16 protein-coding genes and 1 pseudogene are annotated in these 26,830 nt (G+C 70.1%); 8 read left to right on the forward strand and 9 right to left on the reverse strand.

Going from position 1 to position 26,830, the window contains the following annotated elements; all coding sequences use genetic code 11:
* Positions 1–180 precede the first annotated feature (180 nt).
* Positions 181–657 (reverse strand): SMI1/KNR4 family protein, encoded by a 477-nt coding sequence (locus WBN91_RS30715; RefSeq protein ID WP_337727758.1) that lies wholly within the window; start codon positions 655–657, stop codon positions 181–183.
* The gene (locus WBN91_RS30720) at positions 650–9,511 is read right to left on the reverse strand and encodes a SpvB/TcaC N-terminal domain-containing protein (RefSeq protein WP_337727757.1); all 8,862 of its coding nucleotides are present in this window, start codon (positions 9,509–9,511) and stop codon (positions 650–652) included. Before WBN91_RS30720 ends, WBN91_RS30715 begins: the two co-directional genes overlap by 8 nt.
* Positions 9,512–9,791: 280 nt before the next feature.
* On the opposite strand from WBN91_RS30720, the gene WBN91_RS30725 reads away from it, so the two are divergent.
* From WBN91_RS30725 to WBN91_RS30750, 6 genes are all read left to right on the forward strand, one after another.
* A complete protein-coding gene (locus WBN91_RS30725; RefSeq protein WP_337727756.1) occupies positions 9,792–10,910 on the forward strand; it encodes an endo-1,4-beta-xylanase in 1,119 nt (372 codons plus the stop codon).
* A 128-nt stretch (positions 10,911–11,038) separates the two neighbouring features.
* A complete protein-coding gene (locus WBN91_RS30730) occupies positions 11,039–12,517 on the forward strand; it encodes a choice-of-anchor B family protein (protein WP_337727755.1) in 1,479 nt (492 codons plus the stop codon).
* A gap of 305 nt (positions 12,518–12,822) precedes the next feature.
* Complete coding sequence (locus WBN91_RS30735; protein ID WP_337727754.1) at positions 12,823–13,467, forward strand: hypothetical protein; 645 nt, start codon at positions 12,823–12,825, stop codon at positions 13,465–13,467.
* Between the two features lie 142 nt (positions 13,468–13,609).
* Positions 13,610–14,335 (forward strand): DsbA family protein, encoded by a 726-nt coding sequence (locus WBN91_RS30740; RefSeq protein ID WP_337727753.1) that lies wholly within the window; start codon positions 13,610–13,612, stop codon positions 14,333–14,335.
* Positions 14,332–14,877, forward strand: a complete 546-nt coding sequence (locus tag WBN91_RS30745; RefSeq protein ID WP_337727752.1) for a vitamin K epoxide reductase family protein — start codon at positions 14,332–14,334, stop codon at positions 14,875–14,877. The genes WBN91_RS30740 and WBN91_RS30745 overlap by 4 nt, the downstream gene beginning before the upstream one ends.
* A 102-nt stretch (positions 14,878–14,979) precedes the next feature.
* Positions 14,980–15,399 (forward strand): ribonuclease domain-containing protein, encoded by a 420-nt coding sequence (locus WBN91_RS30750; RefSeq protein WP_337727751.1) that lies wholly within the window; start codon positions 14,980–14,982, stop codon positions 15,397–15,399.
* A 43-nt stretch (positions 15,400–15,442) separates the two neighbouring features.
* Here the strand turns inward: WBN91_RS30750 and WBN91_RS30755 are convergent, their stop codons facing one another.
* The 3 genes and pseudogenes from WBN91_RS30755 to WBN91_RS30765 form a co-directional block, all read right to left on the reverse strand.
* Entirely contained in the window at positions 15,443–15,847 is a 405-nt protein-coding gene (locus WBN91_RS30755) for a nitroreductase/quinone reductase family protein (protein ID WP_337727750.1), read from the reverse strand.
* An 18-nt stretch (positions 15,848–15,865) separates the two neighbouring features.
* Positions 15,866–16,333: a cellulose binding domain-containing protein gene (locus WBN91_RS30760; RefSeq protein ID WP_337729420.1), complete on the reverse strand. Its 468-nt coding sequence runs from the start codon at positions 16,331–16,333 to the stop codon at positions 15,866–15,868.
* Positions 16,334–16,441: 108 nt separating this feature from the next.
* A pseudogene (locus WBN91_RS30765) lies at positions 16,442–17,878 on the reverse strand (endo-1,4-beta-xylanase); the annotation flags it as partial.
* A gap of 179 nt (positions 17,879–18,057) precedes the next feature.
* On the opposite strand from WBN91_RS30765, the gene WBN91_RS30770 reads away from it, so the two are divergent.
* Positions 18,058–19,074, forward strand: a complete 1,017-nt coding sequence (locus tag WBN91_RS30770; protein ID WP_337727749.1) for an NAD(P)/FAD-dependent oxidoreductase — start codon at positions 18,058–18,060, stop codon at positions 19,072–19,074.
* Between the two features lie 19 nt (positions 19,075–19,093).
* Here the strand turns inward: WBN91_RS30770 and WBN91_RS30775 are convergent, their stop codons facing one another.
* Entirely contained in the window at positions 19,094–19,774 is a 681-nt protein-coding gene (locus tag WBN91_RS30775) for a hypothetical protein (protein WP_337727748.1), read from the reverse strand.
* A gap of 105 nt (positions 19,775–19,879) precedes the next feature.
* Positions 19,880–20,347: a MarR family winged helix-turn-helix transcriptional regulator gene (locus tag WBN91_RS30780; protein ID WP_337727747.1), complete on the reverse strand. Its 468-nt coding sequence runs from the start codon at positions 20,345–20,347 to the stop codon at positions 19,880–19,882.
* Between the two features lie 101 nt (positions 20,348–20,448).
* On the opposite strand from WBN91_RS30780, the gene WBN91_RS30785 reads away from it, so the two are divergent.
* Positions 20,449–21,624, forward strand: a complete 1,176-nt coding sequence (locus tag WBN91_RS30785) for an MFS transporter (RefSeq protein ID WP_337727746.1) — start codon at positions 20,449–20,451, stop codon at positions 21,622–21,624.
* Positions 21,625–21,668: 44 nt separating this feature from the next.
* Here WBN91_RS30785 and WBN91_RS30790 read toward each other — a convergent pair whose 3' ends face one another.
* Positions 21,669–23,696 carry a ThuA domain-containing protein gene (locus WBN91_RS30790; protein ID WP_337727759.1) on the reverse strand — a complete coding sequence of 676 codons (2,028 nt, stop codon included), beginning with the start codon at positions 23,694–23,696 and terminating at the stop codon, positions 21,669–21,671.
* A gap of 5 nt (positions 23,697–23,701) precedes the next feature.
* Positions 23,702–26,524 (reverse strand): PQQ-dependent sugar dehydrogenase, encoded by a 2,823-nt coding sequence (locus WBN91_RS30795; RefSeq protein ID WP_337727745.1) that lies wholly within the window; start codon positions 26,522–26,524, stop codon positions 23,702–23,704.
* Between the last annotated feature and the right edge of the window lie 306 nt (positions 26,525–26,830).

Below are 26,830 nucleotides of genomic sequence, written 5' to 3' on the forward strand. Positions count from 1 at the left end.
ACTTTCGGCTGCACCCGGGGAAATCTGTGGTAGCCCTTCGGGCAGGCCATACGGGGATGACGGAAGAAGCCCAAGTTCGGAGGTCTGCTGCGCGAGCTTCGTGGCGCCCTGCGGGCGCGAAGGGCGCGTGGCGGGCTGCGGGCGCGAAGGGCGCGTGGCGGGCTGTGGGGGGCGTTGGGGTTAGTCGGGGCAGGTTCTCAAGGTGGTGGTGAATTGGGCGAACGTGTCCGCTACCCGTCGAGGCACGCGGTCCTCGTCCACGTACACGACCGCCGGCTCGCCCTCCGGCCCACAATCGCGGTAGTCCAGCATCACCGTGTCGTGCCCCGCCGAAGGCAGCTGGCAGATCACCACCCCGACATCCGGGTACCCCCACTCCTCCACCATGTACCGACTCCCCAGGTCAGGCGAGTCGATCCCCCACTTCCCCCCGATCCCCCGCAACCCCCGGATCTCGAAATGGTCGGGAGCCCAGGACGTCGGGAAAGGGGTGAAGACGCAACGGCGGCGAGGGGTGCCGCCGTTGCGTCGTGCCAACAGCCCGAGGTAGGCCCGCGGGAGGCGGACGCCCAGAGACGTCTCGGCCCCGCGGACCAGGTCCTCGGTCAGAGGAGGACCCGTGTAGTACGGGTCCTCCTCCCAGAACGGGTCACTCATGCGTCTTCAACGCGTGCCCTCCTGTGTGGCCTGTGGCGCTGTGGACGTCCTGGCGGATCAACTGCATTCGACCACTGTCCTGGTGGTGGTGCCAGGTGTAGTCCTTCGGGGTGTTCTTCAGGCCTGCTGCCTCGTTGGCCAGCTTCTCGTCCAGCTTTCGGTTGCCGGTGAGCTTGATGCGCACGTCCGGCACCTTCGGGTGGCGCCACTTGGAGAAGTCCGGGAAGCCGTTCTTGTCGAAGGGCACGCCGGTCTTCGGGTGGGTCTTGCCGGCCAGGTGCTTGTTGCGGATGACCGGGCCGCCGCAGTTGTGGACGAGGAGGTCTGCGGCACCTGCTGCCACGAAGTACGTGTGCAGGCCCTCGACGGTCAGGTTGTGCACCCGCTGTGCCTGGGTCCACGCCCGGACCGCCACCACCTGGACGTACGTGCCGCTGCCGGTGCGCAGGAGCGTCCCGACCTCGAGCTGACCGGCGTCGACCCACGAGTTCAGGTCGACCGACCAGAACGGGTGGCCGTCGGTGGCGATGACGGTGCCCTTGCCGGTCCCGGTGTCGACCGTGATCTCCACCAGGTCCTTCGAGCCGTCGCCGACGATCAGGTCGGTGACCGGACGGGCCTCCGTGACCCCCGTTTCAGGGTCGGTGGCGAGGACGACGTCGCCGACCTCGACCTCGCTGATCGGCTTGTGCGTGCCGTCGGCCATCAGCACCGGGGTGTCCGGTGTGAAGCTGTTGGGCACTGCACAGGGCACGGACGTATTGCGGGCGGCCTTGGCCGCGTCGCCGCCCTTGTCCGCCGCCCTTGCGCCTTGCAGCGCTCGTTCGGCGTCTCGGGCCCGGTCGGCGGCCTTGACGACCTCCACGCCCTTCTCCGCGGCGCGACCCGCCTTGATCAAGGCACCCGCGCCACCTGGGACGACCGGCAGCACCAAGGCGGCACCATCGGCGACGATGCCGACCGCGTCGAGTGCGGCACCCCAGCCGTTGCCCTCTCGCACGTTCTGCACGAAGCTCGCCACGCCGATACCCAGGCTGATGGCGTCCCACGCGCTCTCCACGTACCGACCGTCCGGATCCGTGAACTTCACCGGGTTGTTGCGACCGTACGTGTAAGACGCGAGGTTGAATGGCTGGTACACGCCGCCACCGGGCGCACCGTCCAAGTAGGACTCGATGATCGGGTCCGGACTCTGCCACAACTGCGTCCGCGGGTTGTAGTAGCGGGCGCCGTAGTAGTAGAAGCCGGTTTCCTCGTCCAGTTCCTTGGACCCGTACAGGTACGGGACCGGCGTCGGCTGGGCCGGGTGTTCCTGCACCCACGGCTCGCCGAAGGCGAAGTACTCGGTGTGCTCGGTCAGGTTGCCGTGCTCGTCGGTGACGTAGCCGGACGACCCGAGGTGGTCGGCGTGGAAGTAGAAGTGGTGGTTCTCGTAGGTGGAGTCGGGCTTGACCGTCTTCGTGGCGATCCGGGTGTCACCGACGAACACGTGCTTGAACGACGTCCCGTTGCGCTCGCTGAACGCCCGGTTGGGGTAGATGTGCTGCGGTCCGGCGTTCTTGACGACCCGGTTGCCCTCGTCGTCGTAGACGTACCGCACGGTCGCCGGCTGCTGGGGACTGGTGCAGGTGTCCGGGTGCTGGGCGACGGTCTTGTTGCGGCTGTGGTCCTGGTTGCAGGCGAGCCGGTTCTCCTCGTCCCACACCAGCTGCCGGCGCTTGCCGGGCGCGGGCGGCAGGGTGTTGACCGAGTCGACCAGGTTGCCGTTGGGGTCGTAGGACTCGTTGATCGGGCCGATGCCCGTGGCCGCGTGCGGTTTGGGGCTGCCGTAGGAGTAGGTGTAGTCGTAGGTGGTCTTCTTCTGCTCCTGCGCGTTGGCGTCGGTCGACGTCGAGTAGGAGATCGGCGTGTACGCCGGCGCGGTGGTCGGAGCGGGCTCGGAGACCGGTTCGGTCTGGGAGGTCTGCTCGTCCTCGGGTTCGATCGCGCCCAGCGGCGGCAGCGGCTCGCCCGTCACCGGGTCGGTGACCGGGTCGTCGGTCAGGACCTGCGACTCCGGGGCCGGAGCCAACGTGGTGCCGGGGTTGACCAGGATCTCGTGGCGCTGGCTCTTGCTGGTCAGGTTGTGGATGGAGTCGTAGGCCAGGGTCGTCGAGTACCGGTCGAGCTTGTTGTCCTTGTTCTGGTACTCGCCGCCCGCCGACGTGAGCCGGTACAGGTCGTCGTAGCGGTAGGTCTGCTTGCTCGGGCCGCCGATCGGCTTGCCGTGCGGCAGCGGGACGGTGTTGGTCAGCGACAGGACGTTGCCCACGTTGTCGTACTCGTAGGAGATGTCCTGGAACTGGTGGCCGTCCGCCAGCTTGGACTTGAGGTTGCTCAGCTGCCGGTCGGCCGGGTCGTAGGCGAACGTGGTGCGCACGCCGGTCCCGGTCTCCTGCACCAGCCGCTGACCGAACTTGTCGTAGTCCATGCGCGCCAGGTACGGGTAGTCGAACCCGGCCTTGCGCCCGGTCGCGCGGGTGACCTGGCCGCCGGAGTCGTAGTCGTAGCGCAGCACCTCGCCGTCGGGGTAGGTCAGGTCCAGCACCCGGTTGAACGAGTCGTACCGGTACTGGGTGGTGTAGGTCCGCGCGGGCGTGACGAGCGCGGTGACCGTGCGGGTCTCGCTGGTCTTCTCGCCCAGCGCCCCGTACTTGCGGGTCACCGTGCCGGCGGCGTCCTTGACCGCCACCACCCGGTCCGCGCCGTTGTCGGGCGCGCCCGGACCGCCGTAGGTGTAGGTGACGTTGTTGCCCGAGAACACCGGGTACCGGATGCCCGACAGGCGGTTGTACTCGTAGTCGTACTCGACCGCCTTGGCCGCCGCGCGCAGCTTGGCCGTGATCTTCGCGGTCTTGTTGCCCGCCAGGTCGTAGCGGGTCTCGGTGCGGCCGGAGTCGGGGCTGTCCACGACCGTGCGGCGGCCGAAGTTGTCGTACTCGGCCTTGGTCGTGTTGCCCTTGTCGTCCACGACGCTGGTCAGCTGGCCCATCGGGTCGTAGCCGTAGCTGGTCCAGATCGGCGTGCCGGCGTTGAACTCCTTCACCGACGTGGTCAGCACGCGCACGTCGGTGTACGTGCGGCGCTGCTTGCCGTTGGCGTCGGTGGCGACCGTCTCGAACCGGGTCGTGCCCGACCGGTCGACGCCGAAGCCGTAGGCCAGCTCGTTGGACGTCCCGTCCGGCAGCACGGACTTCACGCTGCGGTCCATGACGTCGAAGCCGAGCTTCGTCGGGGCCACGGTGTCGTACGCGGGGTTGAAGGAGGTGTTGGCCGCGCCCTTCGGCTCGGTCACCGGGTAGTACTGCTCGACCACCCGGCCCAGCGGGTCGAACGTGACCCGCCCGGACACCACCATCACGTCGGCCGGGTTCGCCCCGGCGACGGTCGCGACCGTGCCGTCCTGCTTGCTCTGCACCGGACGGGCCAGGCCGTCGGCGAACTGGACGGTGTCGATCGTGTCGTCGCGGATGCCCGTGGCCGTGCGGTCCAGGTGCCGGGTGACCGCGTACGGGACGCTCGCCTCCGGGTGGTACTCGAAGTCGATCGTCGCCCGGCCGGAGCCGATCTCGTACGGCCCGACGATCTCGTCCACCCGGCCCACGCTGTCGTAGGACGTGCGCAGGGACTGGTGGTTCTCGTCGATGGTCAGGTCGGGCAGGCCGAACCGGATGTCGTGCGTGGCCGTGGACTCGTAGCCGAAGCTGTCCTTGATGTGCTCGACGTGCACGCCCACGACGGTGTCGTAGCCGTACTCCTGCTTGTACCGCTGCCCGTTCTTGTTCGTCGGGCCGGTGATGGTGCGCAGGTTGCCGTTGGGGTGGTAGGTCAGGTCGCTGACCGCGGCCGACCCGTCGGGCAGGATCTCCTTGACCACCGTCACGTCACCGGACGTGCAGTCCACTGTGGACTCGCGGTGCCGCATGAGGGTGCGCGGGCTGGTCCCGTGTTCGCGGACCAGGTTCGCCACGCCGACGATGTTGCGGTCCCGGCAGGCCGCGATCGACGCGGTGTAGCCGAACTCGGCCTCCACGTCGTCGCCCGACCCGCTGTCGGCCACGTCGAACGACCGGATCAGGTTGCCGTAGTCGTCGTACGCCATCTCGGTGTACGTGGACTTGCCCGGGTTGGCCTGGCCCTCGTGGTAGTGCTTGTCCACGCGGGCCAGCAGCGGGAACACCGTCGCCGTGGTGGACGCCGGGTTGGCCGTGCCACCGCCGTTCACGTCCCGCAGCTGGTAGGTGTTGACCGTCTCCTGGAACAGCCGGCCCGCCGCGTCGGCGGTCACCGACCGGGTCACCAGGCCCCGCGCGTACACGGTGTCGGTGCGGTACTCCTCGGTCAGCGTCCGCAGCACCGCGTCACCCGCGCCCGCGTCCCGCTGCTCGGCGACGACCTTGCCGTAGCCGAGGAACTCGCGCTCCAGCCGGTCGTACTTGCCGCCCTCGTAGCGGTAGGTGGACAGCTGCACGTCCTGGCCGTCGCCGGGGTGCCCGTCGAACACCGTCGACCGGGACAGCACCCACTTGGAGTCGGGCTGGTCGGTGGTGTTGCCGGACCGGGTGTAGTCCAGGTCGATCTTCGCGCCCAGCGGCCGGGACACGGTGCGCAGCAGGTTCGTGCGCCCGGTCTTGTTGGCCGCCACGACGAACTCGTTGTCCCGCGTGGAGCGGACGTGGTCGGCGTAGCCGTCACCGTTGACGTCGCGCAGCGCCACCTCGGCGCGGCCGATGCCGGTGGAGACGTCGCCGCCGGGGTTGAACACCAGGCAGCCGAAGAAGAAGCAGAACCCGAACGTGAAGTACACGCCGCCGCCGAGGGTGGCGTTCTCGTCCTTGCCGATCTCCCCGCCGCTGCCGCGGAACGGGGTCGGCGCGCCGAACCCGTTGCCGGTGTTGATCGCGACGCCCACCGGCTGGTCGCCGTTGGCGAAGACGCGGTCGGCCAGGCCGTCGCCGTTGACGTCGAGCAGCGTGGCGCTGGTGACCGACGAGCCGACCGCCGCGGACACGCCGCCCGCGAACCCGTAGTAGTTGGTGTTGAAGCCCAGGTTCACGCCGGCGTTGGTGGTCTTGCCGTCGTTGACCGGGCCGCCGGGCCACGGCTCGCGCGCGGCGAAGGAGTAGCCCAGGTTCAGCGCGGCGTCGCCGTTGTCGAACACCTTGTCCGGCAGGCCGTCGCCGTTGATGTCGAGCAGGTCGTAGCCGGTGTCGGACTCGCCGCCGCCGACGTTGCCGCCCACGCCCAGCGCGGGCATCTCCACGCCCGCCTTGGCGCTGTTGGCGTTGCGGCTGCCCGACGGCGAGTCCTGGCCGCGCGCGTTGCCGCTGGTGCGGGCGGGGCTGCCGGCGTTGGCGTTGACGCCGTAGGCCAGCGACTCCGACTCGCGCACCGCGCCGCCGACGCTGCCCCGGGTCTCGCCCAGGCCGCCGGTCATGTCGGAGTACTGGACGCCCGCCGAGCCCACGACGTCGGGGAACCGGTCGCCGTTGAGGTCGAGGAAGTCCAGCTGGCCGGTGGTGCGGCCCTTGGCCACGCTCGCGCCCGCCCCGATCGGCACGCCCGGGATGCTCGCGCCGAACGTGGTCGAGATCTGCTGGGTCCGACCGCGCCGCGACACCGCCGAGGCGCCGGCCACGTCGCCGTCGCTGATGACGTCGATGGTGTCCAGACCCATGCGGGAGCTGGCCGTGGCGTCCCGGGAGACCCACGTGTTGTCGTCCGCGCCCGCCCAGCGGTCCTGGGCCGGGAGCGGCGCGAACACCGCGATCCGGGGCTGCTTCACCTTGGGGTCGTTGGTGAAGCCGGGGACGTCGGCCTCGGTCGGGCCGCCGGGCAGCTCGTTCTTGTAGCTCTCGTCCAGGACCAGGTCGGACCGGACGATGGGCTGGGTGGCCCGGTCGCGGTTGCCCTGGTACCCGATCGCGCCCCAGCCCCGGTACGGCTGGGCGAACGCGCCCTGCTCGGCGGAGGCGTGCAGCGCGCTGGGGACGCCCGTGAAGTTCGAGCCGTCGTAGGAGATCGACGCGGACTGGCTGGTCAGACGCGCCGGCAGGCCGGCGTCCAGGGTGGCGAAGTCGAAGAACAGCTCGTCGCCCTGGGTGACCTCCGCCGTGACCCGCAGGTCCGCCGGGACCTGGCCGTTCACGATGTCGATCACGCGCTTGGCCAGGAGGCCTCCGCGCTTCTTGACCGTGAAGACCACGCGGGTGTTCGGGGCCTGACCCGCGAAGTCGAACGCCAGGGCCGGGTCCACGGTGATGGTGCCGGTCTGGGTGGCGGTGTGGGAGGCCTGCGGCGCGGTCAGCGTCGAGACCGGGTACATGTCCAGGTCGTAGGGCGGGTTGATGACCAGGATCGGGTTGCCCTGGTCGTCCACCACCGAGTCCAGGCCCTGCGCGGCCGTGTAGTGGGCGCGCGGGACCCAGCGCAGCGTGCCGGCGTCGATCGGCGAGTCGACCTTGAGCCGCCAGGACAGGGTGTCGTTGGCGGTGACGGGGATGTCGAGGTCGACGTGCGCCGTGCCGTCGCTGCCCCGGTTGAGGGTGTGGTTGTAGACGTCGGTGCCGTTGCGCGACACCACGACCGTGACGTCGTCGGTGGTCGGGCCGGTCTTGGTGACGTCACCGGACAGGTGCAGCGTGCCGGTCAGCGGGGCGACGACGACCGAGGGCCGGCCGCCGAGGGTGAAGTCCCGGGACGCCAGGTAGGTGTCGTTGGACAGGCCGTTGGCGTCGGTGCTCGCCGGGACGCTGGTGTAGGTGACCTTCGGGTCCCACGCCACCGTGTCGTACATGCCGTCGAGCACGGACTGGACGCGGAAGAACAGCGCCTCGCCCTTGCGCACGGCGATGTTGTCGGTGCCGGTCGGGGCGAACTCGATGTGGTCGTTCGGGCCGATGCGCTGGGCCCACAGCTCGGTGTCCTGGTGCTGGACGGTCACCCGGACGCCGTCGGCGCGCGTGTAGGCCGCCCGCTCCGGGCTGGTGTCCTGGACCAGCTTGACCCGGCCGTCCACGCGGACCGTGCCGTCGAACGGGGCCACCCAGCGGCGGACGCCGTCCAGCAGCGGGAACGTGTCGACCTGGCGCTGGAACTCGGCGGTCTGGTCGCCGACGATCGTGCCGGACGCGGTGCCGGAGCCGACCGGGACGCCGGTGTCGCCGCTGTCCGCGCTGTAGGCCGGTTGGCCGTTGGCGTCGAGGTGGCCGAACAGCACACCGCCGTTGTTGACCAGATCGGTGATGCCGTCGCCGTTGACGTCCAGGAAGTACCGGTCGGACGTCGTGGTGGTGGAGACGTAGTCCAGCTGCGCGGCCACGCCGAAGTAGGACTCGATGCCGACCGTGCCGGAACGGGTCTTCTCCGTGGAGATGCCGGGCAGGTTGGTCAGGCGGATCGCGGTGTCGCCGAACTTCGTGGGGCCGTCCGGGCCGGACTCGTTGGCCCGGTAGAACACGCCGCCGCCGGAGCGGAACACCTTGTCCGGCAGGTTGTCGCCGTTGACGTCGGCCAGGGCGAGCAGGCCGTCGGCGGAACCGGAGTTGTAGCCGACCTTGACGCCGGCGGAGTTGGACTTGCTGACCGAGGTCGGGTTGTAGCCCACGTACAGGTGGCCGCCCGCGCTTGTGCTCGTCGTCGCGGACAGGGCACTGGCCTCGCCGTCGCGGACGTTCACGCCGAGGTCGTCGTCCCCGATGCCCCAGGTGCCGGCGTTGTCGAAGGCGTTGTACGCGCCGGACTGGTCGCGGATGTCGTCGAAGTAGTCGAACGTGTGGGTGTTGAACTTCGCGTTGTTCGCGTCGAACTGGCTGACCGAGGCGAGCAGGGTCTTGGCGAACGCGCCCGACCGGTAGTCCAGCTCGTAGGCGCGGATCAGGGTGTCGTCGACCTTGACCTCGACGCGGCGCAGCAGGTCGGCGGTGACGCGCTTGAAGCCCGAGCGGGCGTCGATCTGCACGTCGGCGCGGCGGGGCTCGCCGCGGTCGCGGTCGCGCAGGAAGGTGACCGAGTAGCGGCCCTCGGTGTCGCCGTGACCGGTGTAGGTGATCTTGGTCAGGTAGAGGTTGCTGCCCGGCACCGAGCCGTTGGCGACGCCGTTGTCCTCGACCTTCGCGCTGTGGTAGCGGACGAAGTTGCCGTTGGTGTCACGGGTTTCCCGCAGCGCCCAGCTCGCGATGTTGCCGCCGGCGTCCTTGAGGGTGGAGTTCGGGTCGTTGCCGAAGGTCGACTTCGTGCCCTCGCGGTCGGTGACCTCCCACCAGTAGTTGGTCGGGTGGTCGCCGTGCCGGACGATCTTGTCGAAGCGGCCCTCGACGCGGGTGTGGAAGACCTTCTCGGCGGTGCGGGCCTGGAGTTCGCCGCGGTGCGCCACCGGGGTGAGCTGTTCGCCGTTGAGCAGGTAGGACTCGGTTTCCAGGCCGGCGTGGTAGCGCGGGACGCCCCAGCGGGTGTCCAGCGTGATCTGGGCCTGGGCGAGGTCCCAGCCGACGCCGGTCCAGCCGTTGCCGCCGGCCGAGCTGTACTGGACGGCGAGCTTGGGCTGCATGCCGGAGCGGCCCGGCGGGACCTCCAGCGGGTAGGACAGGCGGGCGTCGCCCATGTTGTTCGCGGTGGGGGCGGAGACCAGGTTGACCCCGGCGGTGGGGTCGGCGGCCTTGATGCCCTTGAGCTGGTTGGGGTTGAACGCGGCGCCCTCGGGGTGGTCGGGGACGCTGACCGAGCCGTCGCCGGCCGAGGCGGGCCGGACCCGGCCGCCGTAGAGCTCCGGTGGCGTGAGGCCGAACCCGATCAGGGCTAGGACGACGAGGAGCACGCCGCCTGCGCGCGCTCTGGGTCTCGGTCCGCGGCGGTTCCCAGCTGACATGCGACGTCCCCTCATCGGCGGCGGCTTCCCTCACCGCTTTCGGGATCGGCGACGGCACTTGTTACCGAGGGGTCCTGGTGTCACCCGCCCGGCCTAGCGCCCGGGCTGCGGGGTCCCGAACCTTGACGCTTGCGCGACCAGCGGCTTAGGGTCCGCAGGACCGAAACTTAGCAATCTTCTTGCGAAAGTTTCGACGGACAGCCGTCGCAAGGAAGCGAGAAGCTCCGGCATGAGAACCACCCGTCTGGCCACCGCCGCGCTCACCGCGCTGGCCCTCTTGACCCCGCTGACCGCCACCGCCGACGAGGCGTCGGTCGAGGACGCCGGTCACGCCCGCAAGAACACCCTGCGCCACGCCGCGCCCAAGGGCTTCTTCATCGGCACCGCCGTCGCCGGCGGCGGTCACCACCAGGAGATGCCCTACCCCGACCCCTTCACCTCCGACCAGCCCTACCGCGCGGTGCTGGCGGCGGAGTTCAACTCGGTCTCCGCCGAGAACCAGATGAAGTGGGAGTACATCCACCCCGGTCGCGACGAGTACAACTTCGGGATGGCCGACGCCATCGTGAAGTTCGCGCAGCGCAACCGCCAGGTCGTGCGCGGCCACACGCTGCTGTGGCACAACCAGAACCCAGCCTGGCTGACCGGGGGCACCTTCACCAAGGACGAGCTCCGGACCATCCTGCGCGACCACATCAAGACGGTCGTCGGCCGGTACAAGGGCAAGATCCAGCAGTGGGACGTCGCCAACGAGATCTTCAACGACTCCGGCGCCCTCCGCACCACCGAGAACATCTGGATCCGCGAACTGGGCCCCGGCATCATCGCCGACGCCTTCCGCTGGGCGCACGAGGCCGACCCCGAGGCGAAGCTGTTCTTCAACGACTACAACGTCGAGGGCGTCAACGCCAAGAGCAACGCCTACTACGCGCTCATCAAGGAGCTGAAGGCCCAGGGCGTGCCGGTGGACGGCTTCTCCGCCCAGGCCCACCTGAGCACCCGCTACGGGTTCCCGGGTGACCTGGAGGCCAACCTGAAGCGCTTCTCGGAATTGGGCCTGGAAACCGCCATCACCGAGCTGGACGTCCGCATGGACCTCCCGGCCGACGGCGTGCCCACCGCGGCCCAGCTGGCGCAGCAGGCCGACTACTACAACCGCACCCTGGTGGCGTGCCTGGCCGTGGAGGGCTGCGACTCCTTCACGATCTGGGGCTTCACCGACAAGTACTCGTGGGTGCCGGTGTTCTTCGAGGGCGAGGGCGCGGCCACGGTCATGTGGGACGACTTCGGCAAGAAGCCCGCGTACCACGTGCTGAAGGAAACCCTGGCCAAGGCCGGCCGCCGCTGAGGGACCGCTCCCACCAGACGATCGGGGGTTGTTGCCGCCCGATCGGCGGTCCTGACGTCGAAACCTGATCGGAAAACCCTGCCCCCGGGCCGCACCCGCGGTCCGGGGATTTCCGGTGAGGAGTTCGCATGAAATCCCTGCGCTGGTCCGGGCTGGCCGTCTTCACGGCCGCCGCGGTCGCGCTGTCGATGACAGCCGCGTCCGCACACGACCCCGACACCCCCGAAGGCCAGGCCGCGGCCCGTGCCTTCCTGGCCGACCACCAACCCGCCGAGCGGCACGCCGTCGTCGGCACCGCCGCCGGTGTGCCGTGCGTGAACGGCAAGGCCGACATCTACCCCTGCAAGAACGTCGACCTGCTCAGCGTCCTGCCGCTGTCGAGCATGGGCGGCGGGAACGGCAACGACATCTGGGGCTGGACCGACCCGTCCTCCGGCAAGGAGTACGCCATCGTCGGCCGCACCAACGGCACGGCGTTCGTCGACGTCAGCACCCCGACCGCCCCGAAGTACCTGGGCAACCTGCCGTCCAACGGCGGCAGCAGCACGTGGCGGGACATGAAGGTCTACAAGGACCACGCGTTCATCGTGGCCGACTTCATCTCCGGCCACGGCATGCAGGTCTTCGACCTGACCCGACTCCGCACCATCACCACGCCGCAGACCTTCACCGCGGACGTGCTGTACAAGGAGTTCGGGCCGGCGCACAACATCGCCATCAACGAGGAAACCGGCTACGCCTACGCGATCGGCTCCAACACGTGCAGCGGCGGGCCGCACATGGTGGACATCCGCACGCCGAAGCAGCCCAAGAAGGCCGGCTGCGTGTCCCAGGACGGCTACACCCACGACACGCAGTGCGTGGTCTACCGCGGACCCCACACCCAGTACCAGGGCCGCGAGATCTGCTTCAACGCCAACGAGGACACGCTGACCATCGTCGACGTGACCGACAAGGCCAACCCGGTCCAGCTGTCCCGCAAGGGCTACTCGGGCTCGCAGTACTCCCACCAGGGCTGGCTGACCGAGGGCCATCGGTACTTCCTGCTCGACGACGAGCTGGACGAGTCCTCGGGCACGGACAAGCGCACCAAGACCTACATCTGGGACCTGGCGAACCTGACCAACCCCGTGCACACCGGCACCTACGCCTCCCCCGCCACCGCCATCGACCACAACCAGTACGTCAAGGGCCGGTACAGCTACCAGGCCAACTACCAGGCCGGGTTGCGCATCCTCGACGCGGGCAACGTGGCCTCGGCGCAGCTGACGGAGGTCGGGTACTTCGACATCTACCCGGCGGGCAACGAGGCCAAGTTCAACGGGGCGTGGAGCAACTACCCGTACTTCGCCAGCGGGATCGTGCTGGTCAACGGCATCGAACAGGGCCTGGTCGTGGTCAAGCCCAACCTGGGTGGCACCGAGCCGCCGCCCGGCGCGAAGTTCGAGAACACGACCGACGTCCCGATCCCGGACGCCGGCGCGGCCGTGACGTCGTCGGTCACCGTCTCCGGTGTGGCCGGCAACGCGCCCGCCACCCTGGCGGCAGGACGTCTACCAGGCCGACACCGGCTACATCGACGCCTGGAGCCAAGCCTCCAGTTCTGACCGATGGTGGGTGGCTGGTCCGCGCGGACGAGCCACCCGCTGGCCGCCGCCCGCCGCCCGCTGTCCGCCGCCAAGGAGGCGAGCATGCGCACGTTCCGGTTCACCGATTGGGCGTTCCTCGCCGCGGTCCTGGCTGTCGCGGCAGCCGCCACGATCGTCCTGGGCCGCCCCGCCCCGGCGCCGGCCCACTCGACCCACCAGCCCGACCCGGTCCCCGCCGCGCACAGCGACGGCCTGCCGGAGGCCGAGGGCGGCTACCGCTTCGAGCGGGTCACCACCCCCGACTCGCGCGCCCGGCCGTGCCCGTGGCCTTCCGCATCCTCGGCCCGGACGGCACGCCCCAGACCCGGTTCCTGGACAACCAGACCAAGCAGGTGCACTTCTTCGCGATCCGCGACGACATGCACGTCTTCCAGCACGTCCACCCGACCCTGGTCGGCGACACGTGGCACACCACCCTGGCCCTCCCGGACGGGGGCGCCTACCGCATGTTCGCCGAATTCGTCCCCACCGACACCAAGGACCCACGGCACCCGGTGGTCCTCGGTGTGCCCTTCAGCGTCCCCGGTGACACCTCCCTGGTCCCGGTCCCCGAACCCAGCACGAAGGCCGTGACCCCGGACGGCTTCACCGTGGAGCGGATCGACACCCCCGAACACCCGGCGGTCATGAAACCGCAGTCCCTGAGGTTCGCCATCAAGTCCCCGGACGGCGCCCCCGTCCGTGCCCTGGACCCCCACCTGGGCGCCAACGGCCACATGACGGGCTTCCACACCATGCTCCTGTCCGCCACCCACCTCCACCCGGTGGAACCGGCCGGCGCGCCCCTGGTCAACGGCGAGCTGACCTTCCGGGCCGTCTTCGCGGACCGGGGCGAGTACCGCCTGTTCCTGGAGTTCTCGCACGGCGGGACACTCCGCACCGCGGCCTTCACCGTCTCCGTCACCTGATCGGGAACTGCCCCACCCCGACCTCACACCGGTGCTGGTAGGCACGAACCGGTGGCCACGGTCGGGTGACGCCGGGAACTTCCGGCGGTCGTGGTCCGACCACCAGGCCACACCGCATTCTCGAACAGGGGCGAACACCTCGATGGCAGGCACGAAGAACAACCCGGTGACCGCGCGCCGCGGCCCGTCGCTCAACCTCATCCTCACGGTCGTGGTGGTCGTGGTCGCCGCGGCCGTGGTCGGCGGCGTCCTGCTGGCCAACCGGTCCTCCGGTTCCGCCGGCGCCGCCCCGGACGGGCGGCTGGTGCCCGCCGGCGCCCACACGCTGTCCTCTGTGGAGGGTGGGAAGGTCACGCTCGTGGAGTTCCTGGACTACCAGTGCCCGGCGTGCGCGGCCTACTACGCCAACATCACCAAGAAGCTGGAGCAGGACTACCAGGGCCGCATCACGATCGTGACCCGCAACTACCCGCTGGAGATGCACCCGCTGGCGCAGCCCGCCGCGAAGGCCGCCGAGGCCGCCGCCAAGCAGGGCAAGTACAAGGAGATGTACCACGCGCTCTACGACGGCTTCCAGAACTGGGCCGTCAACGGCCGCGCCACCAGCGACGACGCCGCCGCCGCGACCGCGAAGTTCGAGGAGTACGCCACGTCCATCGGCCTCGACCTGGCGAAGTTCCGCGCCGACGTGGACTCGTCCGAGGTCAAGGCCGTGATCGACCGCGACCTGGCCGACGGGCAGGCGCTGGGCGTGAACAGCACGCCGACCTTCTTCCTCAACGGCAAGAAGTTCGAGCCCACCGGCGGCACCTACCCGGACGTGGACCGCGAGCTGCGGGCCGAGATCGACGCGGCCCTGGCCGGATGAACCCCCGGCTGGCCTGGCTCTACGTCATCGGCGGCGGGCTGGGGCTGGGCGCCGCCGCCGCGCTGGCGCTGGAGAAGATCGCCAAGCTGCGCGACCCGGCCTACGTGCCGACGTGCTCGCTGAACCCCGTGGTGTCGTGCGGGTCGGTGATGGACAGCGCGCAGGCGGAGGCTTTCGGCTTCCCGAACCCGTTGCTGGGCATCGCGGCCTTCTCCGTCGTGGTCACCACGGGGGTCGCGGTGCTGGCCGGGTTCGAACCGCCGCGGTGGTACCGGGTGGCGATGAACGTGGGCACGGCGTTCGGGGTCGTCTTCGTGCACTGGCTGATCTTCGCGAGCCTGTACGACATCCGCGCACTGTGCCCGTACTGCATGGTCGTGTGGATCGTGGTGCTGCCGATGTTCTGGTACACGACCCTGGACACCTGGCCGGCGCTGGCGCCGCTGCGCCGGGTGCACAGCGCGGTGCTGGCGCTCTGGTACGCGGTGATCGTGGTGCTGGTGCTGGTCGCTTTCTGGGACTACTGGTCGAGTCTGGTCTGAGCTGTTCACCGACTCTTGGTGATCCTTTTGGTGGCCCGTGCGGGCGAAGAGCGACACGATCGTGGGTGTTGGTCTCTCCGCAACCCTGCCAAGGAGGATCCTGTGCCGACCCTGGACCGCACCCGGCCTTCCTGGACGACCCGCCTGGTCGTCGCGATCAGCGCCCTCGTCGCCGTCTTCGGCGTGACCACGGCGGTGAGCCCCACCGCCGGCGCCGCCGTGTACGGCTCGTGCACGATGACCCGTTGTGCTGACGCCCGATCGGCGAACTACACGTGGTCGTCGAAGGGCTACCCCGGCTCGCGCGGCTGGTACAGCTGGCCCAACGGCCAGTGCAACTTCGCCGGCGGCACGTTCTACAACCGCGAGGGCCAGCTGCCCAGCGGCCGGTCCTACCTGGAGTTCGACGTCTACCCGCGGGCGTGCGGCGCGTCCCGGGACGCCTACCGGATCGTCGTGGACCGCACGACCGGCGCGGTGTACTTCTCGCCCAACCACTACGCCGACTTCTACCGCCTCTGAGCGCGGTGGCGCCGCCCCCAGGTGATCCGGGGGCGGCGCGTGCTCAAGCGCGTTCGAACACCACTATCGGGATCTGCCGCTTCAGGGCCTTCTCGAAGGCCGAGAACCGCGACTTGGCGTTGCGGAACATCTCGGCCAACTCCTCCCGCTCGTCACCTTCGGCGACGCGGGCGGTGGCCCTGAGGGTTTCAGTGCCGATCTCCACCACGACCGAGGGCTGGGCGAGCACGTTGTAGTACCAGCCCGGGTTCGGCGGCAGGCCGCCGTTGCCCGCCGCGACGACCCAGCGGTCACCAGAGGACAGGTAGCGCAGCGGGGTCACGCGTTCGATGCCGGACTTCGCTCCCACGTGGTGCAGCAGGAGCAGGGTGCGCCCCTCGGTCACGCCGCCGTTGGCGCGGAAGTCCTCGATCACCCGCTGGTCCTGTGCCCGGCGCTCCTCGGTCATGGTGGAGATCCTGGCACGTCAGGGCGTCCGGCAGGACACCGCCGGGTTCGCCCACTGGCCGTTGGTCATCACGGTGAAGCCGAACGTGGTGCTCGCGCCGGCGGCGAGGTTGCCGTTGCCGTTGGGCTTCATGGTCATGACGTTGCCGCTGGAGTCCCAGCTGGGCGTGCCGTTCCAGGTCGCGGAGATCTTCTGCGGCGAGGTGACGGTGACCGTGGCGGTCCAGCTGGTGATCGCGGCGGACCCGGCCGTGATGGTGACCTCGCCGTTGAACCGGTCACCCCACTGCTGGGTGGTCCGGTAGGTCGCGGTGCAGGTGCCGGCGGGCGGCGGGGTCGTCGTGGTGGTCGTGCCCGGCGGGGTGTCCGAGGGCGCGACGGCCCGGCCGGTGCTCGGCGAGATCATGCCCGTGCACAGGCCGCGGGACTTCAGGTTGGAAACGATCTGCGGGATCGCGTTGATCGTCGTCTGGTAGCCGTCGTGCATGAGGATCACGCCGCCGGCCTGGAGGTTCGACGCCGCCTGCACGATCTGCGCGGTGCTCGCGCCGTTCCAGTCCTGCGAGTCCACGCTCCACAGCACCTCGGTGAGGCCGAACTGCTGCTCGACCGACCGGAGCGTGCTGTTGGTCTCGCCGTAGGGCGGGCGGAACAGCTTGGGCGCCTCGCCGGTTGCCTGCTGGATCGCCTGCTGCGTCTGGCTGATCTCCGAGCTCATCTGCGACTGGCTGAGCTGGGTCATGTGCGGGTGGGTGTAGGAGTGGTTGCCGATCCAGTGGCCCGCGTCCTTCTGGGACCTGGTGAGCGACGGGTTCGCGGCGACCTTGTTGCCCTGGTTGAAGAAGGTGGCCCGGGCGCCGGCCGACCGCAGCGCGCTGATCACCTGCGTGGTGGAGCTCGCGTTGGGTCCGTCGTCGAAGGTCAGGGCCACGTAGCCGGCGGTGCAGTCGGCCGGGGGCGCCTGCGTGGTGGTGGTCGTGGTGCCCGGGGTGCCGCCCGCGTTGAGCGCGTTCAGCACGGAGGTGTACGCGGCCTTCTTGTTGCCGGAGCCGTCGAACAGCAGCGGGGTGCCCGACGCGCGCCAGGAGTCGGTGTCCCGGATGCCCCACACCGTGATGCCGGTGCAGCGGGAGACGGCGAGGCAGGCTTGGGTGACGCCTTGGTACTGCTGGGCCTGGGTGGAGCCGGAACCCTCGATGTCCAGCTCGGTGATCTGGACGTCCACGCCGAGGTTGGCGAAGTTCTGGAGCGTGGTGTGGTAGTTCGACGGCACCGGGTTGCCGCTGTTGAAGTGCGCCTGGAACCCGACGCAGTCGATCGGCACACCGCGGGACTTGAAGTCCTGCACCATCCGGTAGACGGCCTGGGTCTTGGCGTGCGACCAGTTGTCGGTGTTGTAGTCGTTGTAGCAGAGCTTGGCGTTCGGGTCCGCCGTGCGGGCGGCGCGGAAGGCCGCTTCGATCCAGTCGTTGCCGGTGCGCTGGAGGTTGGAGTTGCGGCGCGCGCCCGACGAGCCGTCCTCGAAGGCCTCGTTCACCACGTCCCAGGCGTAGATCTTGCCCCGGTAGTACGTGGCGACCTGGGTGACGTGGTTCAGCATGGCGTTGCGCAGGTCGGTGCCGGAGAGGTTCTGCATCCAGCCCGGCTGCTGGGAGTGCCAGGCCAGGGTGTGGCCGCGGACGCGTTTGCCCTGGTTGAGGGCGTGGTTCACGATCCGGTCGGCGTTGCCGTAGGTGAACTGGCCGCGGTTGGGCTCGGTGGCGTCGATCTTCATCTCGTTCTCGGCGGTGACCATGTCGAATTCCCGGTTCAGGATGCCGACGTAGGTCGAGTCACCGAGCTTGTTGGCGGCCACCGCGGTGCCGAAGTACCGGCCGCTCTCGCCGGCCGCCGTGGCCAGCGTGGTCCCCGCGTTCGCGACCAGCGGCAACGCCAGCGCCGCCGCGCTGAGCAACCCGAGCGCACCGGTCACGGCGGCGATCCGCCGGGGTGTCCGCCCACCGGCGTCGGGGACAGCAGTTCGGGACATCATCGTCCTCCTGGCGCAAAGTTTCGATCAAGCTATCGACAGTTTCGGCAAGCTTGAGCGCACGAAATGAGATCGTCAAGAAATCCGATACCAAGGGAGACGCACGGGCTTGTTGCCGAATCGGCAACGAAGTTTGCTCTTTCGGCCGGTGCGGACGCACTGTGTCGGTGGAGGTGGTCACGATGACCGACAAGCTGCTGAACAGGTACGACGTCGTGGTGGTCGGCGGGGGCGCGGCCGGGTTGAGCGGGGCGCTGATGCTCGCGCGGTCGCGGCGGGCGGTGCTGGTGGTCGACTCGGGCGCACCGCGCAACGCGCCCGCCGAGGGCATCCACGGGCTGCTCGGCCACGACGGCCTGAAGCCCGCCGACCTGCTGGAACGCGGCCGTTCCGAGGTACGCCGCTACGGCGGGCAGGTGGTGCACGGCGAAGTCGCGGAGGTCGTGCGCGCGGACACCGGTTTCACCGTGTCCCTGTCCGACGGCCGCTCCGTCCACGCGCGACGGTTGCTGGTGGCCAGCGGCCTGGTGGACGAACTGCCCGAGGTGGACGGTCTGCGGGCGCGCTGGGGTCACGACGTGGTGCATTGCCCGTACTGCCACGGCTGGGAGGTCCGGGACCGGGCGATCGGCGTGCTGGCCAGTGGCCCGATGTCGGTCCACCAGGCACTGCTGTTCCGCCGGCTCAGCGCGGACGTCGTCTACTTCGCCAACGACCGCCCATTGTCCGCTGAGGACGTCGAGCAGTTGGCCGCGCTGGGTGTTCCGGTGGTGCCCGGCCGGGTCGTGGCGGTGGAGGTCGTCGACGACCGCTTGGCCGGTCTCCGGCTCGCGGACGGCACGGTGGTCGCCCGCGAGGTGGTGGCCGTGGCGACGCGGATGGTCGCGCGGGCCGGCTTCCTCGCCGGGCTGGGGCTGGACGCGGTCGAGCACCCGTCCGGGACGGGCGTGCACGTCCCGTCCGATGGGGCCGGGCGGACGAGCGTGCCCGGGGTGTGGGTGGCGGGCAACGTCACCGAGCCCTCGGCCCAGGTGGGCGCGTCGTCGGCCGCCGGCGCGGCGGCGGGCGCGCAGATCAACGCGGACCTGGTGGCGGAGTCGGCGAGGTTGGCTCTGGACGCCTACCGCTCCCCCTTCGGCCACAAGTCCGAGTCCGACAACGCCCGACGCATCGCCGGCGACCGCCGCCACGGCTTCTGACCCGCTGGGACAGGGCAGGTCAGCGCGGTCCGCCGGCGAAGAGGTCCACCACGGGGTCCCAGCGGTTGCGCCTGCCCGGCGGGAACCTGCGCTCCGCCTTGGCCCGCCGCCGGGACCCCGGCCGGTACCAGCGGCGGGCATACGGCGACCCCGGGCGGGCGACGCGGCAGGTCGCGTACAGGGCCAGCAGTGGCACGAACAACCCGCAGATGCCCAGCAGCGTCCGTCCTTTGAGGATCGCGACCACGGCGAACACCAGGTTCACCGCCACCACCAGCACCGCGGCGAGGCTGCCGTCGTCGGGGTCGTCGTCGAAGGGTGTGAACCCGGCCAGCAACAGCAACCCGACCACGACCGCGACCAGCACGGCGTCCACCGACCGCCGCCCCTCCGGCCCCCAGTAGACGTCGTCGAGCCGCAACCACAGCGCGAACTCGTCCAGCGTCAACGCCGCCCCGACCCCGAACCCGACCGCCGTCGCGTCGGCCCACCCGGCGGCCGGGCGGAACACCAGCGCGGTCGCGCCCGTGCCCAGCAGCAGGAAGATGCCGAAGACCTGGTGGTGCAGGTGGACGCCGCCCACGGAGAGGTCCCGGAACGGACCGCGCCCGGCCCGGATGAGGCGCGTGACCAGCCGCGTGACGACGAAGGCGACCACGAAAGCGCCCAACATCCAGGCGACGACAGACCGATCCACCACGCCGGCACTGTCGCACCCGCGAGCCGTCACCGCCGGCCGGACCACACCGCCCGCCGACCATCACCGCCAGCCGAGATCACCGCCGGCCGGTCCCGCCGAGGGTCGTCAGGAGGGCAGGCCCGCGGTGCCGAGGGCTTCCACGGCCTCCACCAGGGGCCGCAGGGTGTCGTCCTGGCGGGCTTCGTCCAAGGCCTCGCGCAGGGCCGCGCCGTGCGTGGGACGGGCCTCCTCCAGCAGGGCCAGGCCCGACCCGGTCACGTCGGTGTAGATCCCGCGCCGGTCGGTCGGGCAGAGGTAGCGGGACAGCAGGCCGCGGTCCTCCAGCCTGCTGACCAGGCGCGTGGTCGCGCTCTGGCTGAGCACCACCGCGTTGGCGACCTGGTGCATCTGGAGGTGCCCGCCCTCGCCGTTGTGCTGGCGGCTGAGCACCTCCAGCAGGGAGAACTCGCGCACGCTCAGGTCGTGCCCCGCTTGCAGCGCCCGCTCGACGCGGGCCTCGATGCGGTCGTGCAGGACCGACAGCGCGCACCAGCCGGCGGCCAGTGCCGTCAGCGACGGAGCTGTGGCAGTCATACCCGTCACACTAACACAACCCGCGTTTGCAAGTATCCCGCGTCTGCAACTATCGTCGGACGCCTGCAATCCTCGCCAGCAAGTCTCCGGAAGGTCCTCTCATGCCTCTCGCGCTCGTGGCCCTCGCCATCGGTGCCTTCGGGATCGGCACGACCGAGTTCGTGATCATGGGCGTGCTGCCCGAGGTCGCCGCCGACTTCGGCGTCACCATCCCCACCGCGGGCTGGCTGGTCACCGGCTACGCGCTCGGCGTCGTCCTGGGCGCACCGCTGCTGACCGTCCTGGGCACCCGGGTGTCGCGCAAGAAGATGCTCATGGCCCTGATGGGCCTGTTCATCGTGGGCAACGCGCTGTCGGCGGTGGCGCCGGTCTTCGGCGTGATGCTCGCCGGTCGGATCGTGGCCTCGCTGGCGCACGGCGCGTTCTTCGGCGTCGGGTCGGTGGTCGCCGCCGGCCTGGTCGCGCCGGAGAGGAAGGCGTCCGCGATCTCGCTGATGTTCACCGGCCTGACCCTGGCCACCGTGGTCGGCGTGCCCGGCGGCACCCTGATCGGCCAGTCCGCGGGCTGGCGGGTCACCTTCGCGGTCGTCACCGCGCTGGGCGTGGTCGGCCTGCTCGGCGTGGCGCGGCTCGTGCCCGAGACCGGTCGGCCGGAAGGGGTGACCGTGCGGACGGAGTTCGCCGCCTTCCGCAACGTCCAGGTGTGGCTGGCGATGGCGATGACCGTGCTCGGCTACGGCGGCGTGTTCGCGGCCATCACCTACATCGCGCCGATGATGACCGAGGTCGCCGGGTTCGAGGCCGGCTCCGTGACGTGGCTGCTGGTGCTGTTCGGGCTCGGCATGTTCGCGGGCAACCTGGTGGGCGGCCGGTTCGCCGACCGGGCGTTGATGCCGATGCTGTTCACCTCGCTGGGCGCGCTCGCGCTGACCCTGCTGCTGTTCACCTTCACCGCCCACGACCGGGTCCTGGCGGCGATCACCCTCACGCTCGTGGGCGCGCTGGGCTTCGCGACCGTGCCGCCGCTCCAGAAGTGGGTCCTCGACCAGGCCGCCGCCGCGCCCACCCTGGCCTCGGCGGCGAACATCGGCGCGTTCAACCTCGGGAACGCCCTGGCCGCGTGGCTGGGTGGTCTGGTGATCACCGCCGGTCTCGGCTACACCTCGCCCAACTGGGTCGGCGCCCTGCTGTCGGGCACCGCGCTGCTGCTGTCCTTCCTGGCCGCCCACCTGGACCGCCGGGCGAAGGCTGCCGAGCCTGTCCGCGAGCTGGTCTGACGGGTGGTCGCGCACCGGGGGGCGGCCCGGTGCGCGACCTCGGGTCACACCGTCCAGCGCTGGTTGGCGCCGCCGTGGCAGGTCCAGATGATCAACTGCGTCCCGTCCGCCGTGCCGCCGCCCGAGGCGTCCAGGCACTTGCCGGAGTTCGGGTTCACCAGCGACCCGTCCGAGCCGGTCACCCAGTTCTGCGCGCCCGTGCCGTTGCACGACCACAGCTGGACCTTCGTCCCGTCCGCCGTCCCCGCGCCGGCCACGTCGAGGCACTTGCCCAGCGCCTGCCACGTCTGGCCGACCCGGCTCCACGTCTGGGCCGCGGAGCCGTTGCACGTCCACAACTGCACCTTGGTCCCGTCGGTCGAAGCACCTCCGGAGACGTCCACGCACTTCCCGGTCGCGCCGACGATCCGGCCCGCCGTCGCGGGGACCAGGGCGAAGTCGTCGACGTCGAACAACCCGCTGCCGGTCCCGGTGAAGGTCAGGTGCAGCCGCTGCCGGCCCGCCGGCACACCGGTCAGACCACCGCGCACGTCGGCGAAGGTGTTCCAGCCGCCGGTGTTCGGCACCGCCACGCGACCCAGCACGGTCCCGGTCGCGGAACCGGCCCGGACCTCGATCGTGCCGCCGGGACCACCCGACACTACCCGGGCCTGGAACGCGCCGGCGCCGGTGAAGTCCACGTCGTCGTAAGCCGCCCAGTCGCCCGGATCGATGTAGCCCAGGGTCTGGCCGTTGTGCGCCCCGGCCTTGGTGAACGGCTGCACCCCGCTCGCCGCGCTGAACGACTCCGCCTGCACGGTCCGGTCCAGCTCGCGCACCCGCACGTCCCGGAAGGACACCTCGTCGCCGTCACCGTGGTTCTGCAAGCCGATGTGCCCCGCCAGCGACCGCTTCGGGTCGGTGTTGGTGAAGTCGTTGACCAGCACGCCGTTGAGGTAGACGCGCAGCCGTTCGCCCTCCACCAGCAGCTCGAAGGCGTTCCACTCCCCCGGCGGGTTCAGGGCCGCGTCGCGTGCGGCGATGTCGGGGGACTTGAAGCCGTACACCGCGCCCGTCGTGCGGTCGGGGCTGTCGGTGGCGTCGATCTGGATCTCGTACCCGTTGTCCACCGCCGACCACGGGTCGCTCGACGGCGGGAAGCCGAGGAACACGCCGGAGTTGTCGTCCCCGGCCATCCGCCAGTCCAGCTTGAGCGAGTACGACGTGAACTGCTTGCCGCTGTGCCAGAACAGGCCCAGCCCGCCGAAGCTGGTCAGCGTCCCGTCGGTGTTGGTGAACCCGCCCGGTCCGGCTTGTGACCAGCCCTGCGTGGGGTTCAGCCGCGTGTAGCCGCTCTCCGGACGGCAGTCCATGCGGGTTTGCCCTGCGGCGTAACGGATCCCGCCGAGCAGCAGCCCTCGGAACGCCGGTTCGGAGTAGGAGGACGCCGTGTGCCCGCCGCCCGTGTAGAAGCTGCGCGCGCCTTGGTGGGTCTTGCACCAGACGTGCGGGTGGTCGGCGCCCATGTTGCCGCCGGTGTAACCGGACTCGTCGAGCGTGGCCAGCACGCGGGCGCTCGACCTCGGGTTGGTGCGGTAGTTGTACCACTCGTCGGTGCGCGTCCAGGTCGCCGGCAGGTGGCTGGTGGCGGCGGTGGCGCGGTTCTCCACCTTCACCGGGGCCTGCTGGATCGCCGGGTGGGAGTCGAAGTACGCCCCGACCAGTTCGCCGTAGAACGGCCAGTCGTACTCGGTGTCCGCCGCCGCGTGCACGCCGACGAAACCGCGCCCGGCGCGGAGGTGGTTCTCGAAACCGGTTTGCTGGGCCGGGTCCAGCACGTTCCCGGTCGTGTTGAGGAACACCACGGCCTCGTACTGGCCCAGTGTCCCGTTGGTGAACACGGCCGCGTCCTCGGTCGCGGTCACGGTGAAGCCGTTGGCCGCGCCCAGATCTTTGATCGCCTGGGTGCCGGCGGGGATGGAGTCGTGCCGGAACCCGGCCGTCTTGGAGAACACCAGGACGTCGTAGGTCGCGGCCTCGGCCGGGACGGGCACGGTCAGCGCGAGGAGCGCGGCGAGCGCGAGTGCTTTCACAGGTTTCACGGCGTCGTCCACTTCTGGTTGGCACCGCCGTGGCAGGGCCAGATGATCAGTTGCGTGCCATCGGAGGTGCCACCGCTGGCGGCGTCGAGGCACTTGCCCGAGTTCGGGTTCACCAGCGACCCGTTCGTGCCCGCCACCCAGTTCTGGGCGACGGTCCCGTTGCACGTCCACAGGTGCACCTTCGTGCCATCGGCCGTGCCCGCGCCCGAGACGTCCAGGCACTTGCCCAACGCCTGCCAGGTCTGCCCGGCCCGCTGCCACCGTTGCGCACCGGTGCCGTTGCACGTCCACAGCTGGATCTTCGTGCCGTCCGCGGTGCCCGCGCCCGACACGTCCATGCACTTGCCGGACACGCCGACGATCGGACCGGTGGGGCCGTTGAGCGTGAACGAGTCCACGTCGAACAACGCCCCCACGCCGCCGCTGAACGTCAGGTACAGCGAAGTGGTGCCGCTCGGCGCGCCGGACAGGCTGCCGCTGACGGTCGTGAACGACTCCCAGCCACCGGTCAGCGGCACCGCCACCGACCCGAGGACCGTGCCGGTGGGCGACCCGGCGCGGACTTGGAGCGTCCCACCGACCCCGCCCGACGACACCCGCGCCGCGAAGCCGCGCACGTCGGCCAGCGCGTACGGGGTGAAGGACACCCAGTCGCCGTTGTGGACGTCACCGACCGTGTAGCCGCCTTCGGCTTGGGACTTGGCGATCTTGCTGATGCCCGAGGACGTCGTGAAGTGCTCGGCCTGGCGGTGACGGGGCTGCGTGACACTCTTGGCGTGCGTGGTCAGCGCCGGTTGGCCGTTGGCGCCCAGGTCGGTGTACTCGGCGTCCCACACGCCGAACACGTTCGCCGCTTCGTCGTGCTCACCGTCCGCGGTCACCGTGATCGAGCCGGTGCAGCCGGTCCGGGTGGTGATCACGTGCCCGTGGTTGTCGTGCCCGATGCCGTAGGTCATCTTCACGCGGGCGCAGTCGATCGCGCCGTCCTCGGGGTCGGTGACGGTGATGAGGAAGGGGATCGTGTCACCGTAGGAGAACGGGGTGCCGTCGACGGGCAGGTTGATCGTCACCTTGGGCGCGGTGTTGCCGACCGTGATGTAGACGCTCGCAGAGCCCGTCGCGCCGCCGGCGTCGGTGACGGTCAGGGTCGCCGTGTAGGTGCCGTTGGCGGAGTAGGTGTGGGACGGGTTGGCCGAGGTGCTGGAGGTGCCGTCACCGAAGTCCCACCGGTAGGTCAGCGGCGAGCCCTCCGGGTCACTGGACCCGGCCGAGGAGAACGCCACCGCGAGCGGCGCCTGCCCCGAGGTGACGTTCGCCGTCGCTCGTGCGGTGGGTCCGCGGTTGGTGCCCGCGATGTACTCGATCCGGTAGAGCGCCGAGTTGTGGTCGCCGCTGAAGTAGCCGGTGCCGTAGTCGAGCACGTAGAGCGCGCCGTCCGGCCCGAACGCGAGGTCGATGATCTGCGTGCCCGCCCAGGGGAAGGCTTCGATCACCCCCGCCGACCCGTCGGTGTTCACGGCGATGTCCTTGATCCAGCGGCGTCCGTACTCGGCGGCGAAGAAGTGGCCGTCGAAGGACTGGGGGAACTTGACGGTCGAGGTGGAGGCGGCGTTGTAGCGGTAGACCGGACCGCCCATCGGCGACTCCGAGCCCGTGCCGAACTCCGGCGGGGTGCCCGCGTCACCGCCGTAGCGGATCCAGCTGGGGCGTGCGGGCGGGAGGGTGGACTGGCCGGTGTTGCGGAAGGAGTTGTTGGTGGGATTGGCGCAGTTGAACTTGGGCGCGGTGGCGTTGGTCGCGAAGTTCCACTCGTTGTAGGTCTCGGAGGACGAGTTCGTGCCGGTGCAGTAGGGCCAGCCGTAGTTGCCCGGCGAGGTGATCCGGTTGAACTCCACTTGCCCGGAGGGTCCGCGGTTGGCGTTGGTGGTCGCCGCGTCGGGGCCGTAGTCACCGAGGTAGACGGTGCCGGTGGCTTTGTCGACGGTCATGCGGAAGGGGTTGCGGAAGCCCATCGCGTAGATCTCGGGACGGGTGTTGGGTGTGCCCGGGGCGAAGAGGTTGCCTGACGGGACCGAGTAGGAGCCGTCGCCGTTGACCTTGATGCGGAGGACCTTGCCGCGCAGGTCGTTGGTGTTGGCGGAGGTGCGCTGGGCGTCGAACCCGGGGTTGCGCTCGGCGCGCTCGTCGATCGGGCTGTAACCGCTGGACTGGAACGGGTTCGTGTCGTCACCGGTGGAGAGGTAGAGGTTGCCGGCGGCGTCGAAGTCGATGTCCCCACCCACGTGGCAGCACAGACCGCGATCGGCGGGGACGTCCAGGACGGTTTTCTCACTGGAGGCGTTGAGGGTCCAGTCGGCGTTGAGGGTGAAGCGCGAGAGCCGGTTGACGCCTCGCCACGTCTCCCAAGTGCCGGCGGTGCCGGTCTCGGGCGCGTCGCCGGTGGGGGTGGTGAGCTTGGGGGCGTAGTAGAGGTAGATCGCGCGGTTGGTGGCAAAGCCGGGGTCGACGCCGACGCCTTGAAGGCCCTCTTCGTCGTGGTTGTAGACCTGAAGGGTGCCGACGACCTTGGTGGTGCCGGCGGGGTCGGTGCGCCGGAGGACCCCGTCACGTGCGGTGTGGAGGACGGAGGTGTCCGGTAGGACCGCCAGGGAGATCGGCTCTCCCATCTCCGCGACGCCTCGGGCGAGTTCGACCTGCTGGAAGTCCTTGGGGTCGATGTGGGCCGAGGCGGACGGGGGCGCGGTGACGAGGAGCCCGGCGATGAGCAGCAGGGTGGCGGAGAAGCGGGCAGGGGTGGCGGTGGGACTGCGAGAGGGCATGGCTGGATCGCGCCTCCTTGAGCGAGCCGGCAGGGATGTTGCCCAGGTCACAGCAAGGTAGGGCGACCTTTTGGAGGTGGTCAACCAAAAGTCCACTACCAGACACCAACCATTGGCCACCCAACGCCGTAAGTCAGCCCCAGCCGCACACGCCCAGCCACCCCGCACCCGCCGACCCACCGGACCCACGACCAACAGCACGCGACACCCGTCGCGCCCGCAGGGCGTTCACGAAGCTCGCGCAGCAGACCTCCCAACTTGGGCTTCTTCCGTCATCCCCGTATGGCCTGCCCGAAGGGCTACCAC

Source organism: Saccharothrix sp. CCNWYY140, assembly GCF_037401995.1.
Lineage (GTDB): Bacteria > Actinomycetota > Actinomycetes > Mycobacteriales > Pseudonocardiaceae > Actinosynnema.